The sequence below is a fragment of the Phormidium sp. CCY1219 genome (assembly GCF_055795085.1).
On record NZ_JAYFEQ010000215.1, the window covers coordinates 1 to 5,507 of the forward strand.

The 5,507-nt window shown below is 45.7% G+C and carries 3 protein-coding genes; 2 read left to right on the forward strand and 1 reads right to left on the reverse strand.

Going from position 1 to position 5,507, the window contains the following annotated elements; all coding sequences use genetic code 11:
- Window positions 1–22: 22 nt before the first annotated feature.
- Window positions 23–4,369: a DNA/RNA non-specific endonuclease gene (locus AC0QH1_RS01835; RefSeq protein ID WP_324629060.1), complete on the forward strand. Its 4,347-nt coding sequence runs from the start codon at window positions 23–25 to the stop codon at window positions 4,367–4,369.
- 288 nt (window positions 4,370–4,657) lie between these two features.
- On the opposite strand, the gene AC0QH1_RS01840 is transcribed toward AC0QH1_RS01835, so the two are convergent.
- A complete protein-coding gene (locus AC0QH1_RS01840) occupies window positions 4,658–5,218 on the reverse strand; it encodes a pentapeptide repeat-containing protein (RefSeq protein ID WP_324629061.1) in 561 nt (186 codons plus the stop codon).
- A 62-nt stretch (window positions 5,219–5,280) separates the two neighbouring features.
- Here AC0QH1_RS01840 and AC0QH1_RS01845 point away from each other — a divergent pair.
- On the forward strand, window positions 5,281–5,507 hold a 227-nt coding region (locus AC0QH1_RS01845), incomplete at its 3' end, for a hypothetical protein (protein WP_324629063.1).

Genomic DNA, 5,507 nt, shown 5'->3' on the forward strand with positions numbered 1-5,507 from the left:
TCGCGTGGGGTTAGTAGATTTGATGACTTGGCAACAGGTCGATACCAATTCAGAAACTCCTGAAATAGATCCGATTGACTTACCGGATGGTGCTTCCCCTCAATCGATTGCCCTCGACCCTGGAGATAACTATGCCTACATTGCTGACGGCAAAATAGGAGCGCTTTACATACTGGATATCAATCCCAATTCAGCGACCTATCATCAAGTGATTCAGACTATTTCATGGCCCTCTGCATCATGGGGATTGCGCCAGATATCGATGAGTAGTGATGGCCGAAAGCTCTTCGTTGCGGCTCCCGATTTTTCTTGGCCGTTTTCTAACACTAATGGCCAGATTCACGTTATTAATATCGACCCGCGCGATCGCCCTACCAATCCTGATAACAATCCTCGATTGTGGCATGAAAAAATTGGCTCGATTTCTACTTATTCAGAGGTAGATGGTGTTTTCGCGAAGAACAATGGTGGGATTGCTTTTACCAACTCCAGACGAGATAGTGCGGGTTTTGGAGTCGTGGAAATCCTTAATGATGATCCACTTAATTTCACGGTGGGTACTCCCCGCTACGTCTCATTAGGTCTAGGCAGTATTAGCGATTACTTCGATATCAACTGGGCGGTGTCAGTAGACATTCTGAAGGATGGCTCTTACGCATTTGTGGCCTCTAAAAATAATAGCTCGCAAACCGGGTTAGAGAGTATTGATGGGCTGCGAGCGGGGAGTAATATTGGGATAATTAAAGACCCGTTTGGTTTTAATACGAAGTTAGTCGCAGCCACGAGACCGATTCCCGGTGGCAAAACGGCGGATTTGGTGCTTTCTAGTGATGAGAAATATCTGTATGCTTCTTACCCGGGTTTAGAATTGTCTGATTCAACGGATAAAGGTGGCATCTTCGTGTTTGATGTGGAGGAAATGATTGCCACTGTAGAAAATCCCGGGAATTTCTGGCTGGATAGTTTGAAGCGAGGGGTAGGCAGTGTTGGGTTTAATGAGAACACGAAACGGTTGGCGAGTGAAAATGATTTGGGATCTGTGCCGATTGATGATATTAATCCGGACATCAGTGTAGCGGCAGATTATGAGATTATTGGGGGCAATTGGCAGTATGACTTTACTTTTGGCGTTCCGGAGGACACGATAAAAGCTCCGCTGGGGATTGGAGGAATGCCGACGGGTTTGACCTTAGTATCGGCATCAAACCCGTTGCAATTGGTGAGTCCGGGAATCAGTGGATTTGCTGATTCTTTGACGCCTACATTCGAGTGGAAATTTGGGGATGAGGATGAGGATGATGTTTGTGCTTCTCCTGTTGATGAGGATGAGGTGAAGGAAGTAAGGCTTTATGTAAGCGTGTTTCCGAAGGGAGAGGGGTTGTTACCGGGGGATACCTGGCGGGAATTAGACTCACTCTCACCAGGAAGGGATTACAATCCGAATCGGATTTTGACGGCGACTTGGAAAGAGGGTGTGTGGACTTGGAATGGTGGCTCTCAAGCGGGTTCAAAAGACCAGTTTACACTGCCTAATGACCGAATATTGACGGCGGGTCAGGAGTATCATTGGGCGGTAGAAGCGGTGATTAATGGCTCACCGAGGCCAGTTGTTGAGGATAGTAAATTCCAAACTCCACAAGCGGTTCAACCCGGTATTGACGGCAACGCTTTTAGTAGCATCACAGTATTGACTCGGGGATTAGAAGTTCAACCCAATCTAATCAACCAGCAACTTGAACAAATGGCGTTGCACATCACCCAACCCTTCTCCCCAGAGGATGACGGGGGTTTAGTTATGTACTATGAACCGGGAACAGGTCAATGGTATTGGCGCAACAACCAAGGCACCAAAATTTACAACATCCCCGAAAGTAAATTTGGCTCTCCCTTAGTTCTCATCCCCGACTTAGAAATGACCCCTCATAAAACCGGCTATAATTCCGGGTTTGCTGAAGCCGCAGCCGATGCAATGTTCGCTTCTTTGGTTAGCTTAAACCAACAGTTAAACAACGACGCCTTCTTTAAGTCGCCGATGCATTTTATTGGCGTGGGTCAAGGAGCAGTTATCAACAGTGAAATCATTCAACGCATGGGAACTTTCTTCCCGAATTTGTGGGCAACTGATGATAACCGCGCTGACTTGATGATGACCACTATCGACCCTCACGATTTCAGCCAATCTTCTTTACCGTCGCCTTTACGAAGCCGGAATGACCCGGAAGTTAAGGTTTGGGAAAATGTCACATTTGCTGATAATTATTACCAAAATGTGGCGGAGTCTGAGGAACCGAGAACTAAGACAAGGAATGGACGGGAGATTGATGCCGCAGATTGGAATGTTGTTTTGAGCCAGAGGGCTGGTTTTACCCCGGATGACACTGAAAATAGTCCGCATCGACAAGCGTTAGCCTGGTATGCAGGAACGACTAATCTCAGTGGTAGCGAATTGCCACTGTTAGAAGGAGCAAGGGAAGGGGAGAAGATTTACCGACGTTTGGGCGATTTGGAACCTTTAGATCGTACTCCCAATAGCGATTTAACTTGGTACAGTCCTGATTATCGGGGATATCCTGACATTCATGGGGCGCAAAATGCACCTTGGGAGGGGATTGGTACGGGTTGGTTTTATTCGGTTTTGGGTGGGGGATACCAGAAGCGTCCCGATGCACTGTTGGGAGTTCGCACGGAGGTAAGTTTTGATAATACGGCACAACGGAGGATGCGGGGGGATTTTGCAGTTCCGACACTGTTTAATGGGAATTTTGATGCGATTACCAGTCGGTTTGAGCAACAGAATATTCCGGGGTGGTCGTTTTATAATGGCAATCAAAACACGACTCAAAATGTGTCGCAAAGGCATTTGGTGGAATGGAGTGATATAGGCAAGGAAGAGGGTTCAGTTGGTAGCTTAGACGCTGATTTTTTAGCTGGGGTTGGCTACGATATGAGTCAACCTAATTATGCTTTGAAGTTATCCAATGACGGGCAGAATCAGGTCACCCATAACCGTTTTGTGGTTCCGGAATGGGGTACGTTGCGGTTCGATTTGCACGTGCCGAAACCCAAGGATGGTCTTTTCAAGGTTTCTATCAAAGGAACGGAACCGGATGATGAGTGGCTTTCAGCAGGAGAAATCGATCTGAAGCTCGCTGAACATCCGGCTGAAAGCGAAAGCGCCGTTGGCTATTATGACTATGTAAACGGAGAATATATAGACCCCTACACTTACAGTCTTGATTATGCTTTACAGGGGTTTGAGACCTTCCATTTAGATATTCCCGAAAACCTGCGTGGGAAGTCGGCAGTGTTGCAATTTACCCTAGAAGGAGAGAGCACAGTTTATCTGGATGATGTGTTCTTCAAAAGCACTCATCTGAAGTTAGGCAATCCTACTTTTGCGCGTCCCTTTGAAGATACGCATCGAGAGAATTACCTGATTGAGAAGCCCCAATACTCCCTATCTTATAACGATGCGATTAAAGGACCTAATTGGGTGAGTTGGCAGTTAAATAAATCGTGGTTGGGAAATGTAACTAGACCAGGTCCAGAGGAGGCAAGAGCTATTGGCTATCCTCCTACTAACTTTCCTCCTGACTCAGTGTACTCTGCCGATATATTAGACTACCCGTGGCTATCAGACAGCACTCTTCCTACCGATTGGGTGAAAACTGCAAGTCCAGACTACAGAGCCAGCTTTGGACTTAATAAAGGACATATGACCCCGTCCGAAGCTCGAACTAGAACGAAGAAGGATATTTACTCGACTTACTTCACAACGAACGCACTTCCACAACATGAGGATGCTAATCAGTTTGGGGCTTGGAGAAAGTTTGAAGAATATAGCCAAACTACCGTTAAAAATGACAATAAAGAACTGTACGTTATTGCAGGCGGGTTTGGCTATGGTTCGGAAAGAAAAATCGGTTTTCCTTACCGAACCGTTCATAACAGCATATTACTGAACGATGGAGTTGTTTCTACGGATGGGAATGGTAGACCTAAACTAGCCTCTTCATTGCCGAAAGATTCAGATGGAAGACCCGATACCCAATTTAGCCTACAGCCAGTAGAAAATGCCAAACTAATTCGGGTTCCTGAATATATCTGGAAAATTGCTGTGGTCATGGAACCCGGTCAGGAAATAGCCGATATTACTGACCAGACTCAGGTGTACGCAGTGATAACACCTAACCGATCTCAACTCAGCACTCCAGGACCTTTTTCATTACCCAATGGAGTGATGAAAGATATTACGGATTGGAATGACTGGAGACAATGGCAAGTTAGCGTTGACTATCTTGAGGAGATAACCGGCTATGATTTCTTGTCCAATGTGCCTCAAGCAATTCAAAGAGCGATCGAAAGCTGAAGTCCGATTTCTCTGACCGCTTCTTCAGCGTCACGGCTACTTTTATTTTTGATTTTTTGGAGAAGACTGACGCAAAAATAACATTATAGGGGCTTCTGGGTTGACGCCTAATAGAGAAAATGCGTCAGTCATGTTTGAATAATTTTTCGTTCGTAAAATTCTCTTTTTCTCTTAGGACAGCTCGTTACAAAAAATTTAAGTTTCCGTACCGAATTAATTACACAGTTAAGGGCTCGATTAACTCAGGCGTCTAGCCCAAACGAATGTGTAATCTATTTTGCATACTTACTACTCGGGAAATGGTTCTGGATCGGTGATGACCTCTCCATTGGGCCAGATGGTTTCGCGGCATACGCAGTCAACGAAGACAATGTTGTCAAAAATGGCTCCTCTGAAATTAGTTCTACCTATCGAGGCTTCAAACATCTCGGCAGAGCTAAAATTAGCTTCTTCACAAATGGCATCGTACAAAGCCGTTTCTTGCAGCAGTACCCTTTCTAGGTTGGCACGCCTGAGGTTAGCCTCCACTAAAATAGAGAAAGACAAGTTAGCCCCTTCCAAGTTAGCCCCTTCCAAGTTAGCCCCTTCGAGATCGGCGCTAGTTATAGAAGCTAGTCTTAAGTCGGAGCCTTCTAAAATGGCATTTATCAGATTGGTTTGGTCCAGTTTGGCATTCCTCAAGATCGCAAATCTAAGATTAGAATTATTCAGAGTGGCCCCAAACAAGTTGGCACCAGTCAGGTTAGCCCGACTCAAGTCAACTCCACTTAACCGGGCATTCCTCAGATCGACTCTAGCAAAATCTCTTTCTCCCAAGGCATAACGTCTGAGTAACTCCTCAACCTCCATAACTCTCCTTCCAAATTTAATTGTACCTTTAATAATAGCGCGAGTGGTTCTAGTTCTGGCAAGTGAAAAGTTCTGTAGTGGCGAAAGAAACAGCCGATGCGATTAGCATTATCAATGCCCATGCGCCCGAATCAGTAATTGAAGCAGGCAGCAGCTCAGATTTATTACGCGCTAACATTCCCGTAGGAACAGAAGACCGGGAAGATAAACCAGTAGAATTGGTAGCCACCAACAATGCAACGCGAGCTTATGTGTTGTTACAAGAATCAGGTCGCGTGGGGTTAGTAGA

Bases quoted from the DNA above. Each gene is read 5' to 3' on its own strand.
- AC0QH1_RS01835 (WP_324629060.1), top strand. From the start codon at position 23: ATGACTTGGCAACAGGTCGATACCAATTCAGAAACTCCTGAAATAGAT.
- AC0QH1_RS01840 (WP_324629061.1), bottom strand. From the start codon at position 5,218: ATGGAGGTTGAGGAGTTACTCAGACGTTATGCCTTGGGAGAAAGAGAT.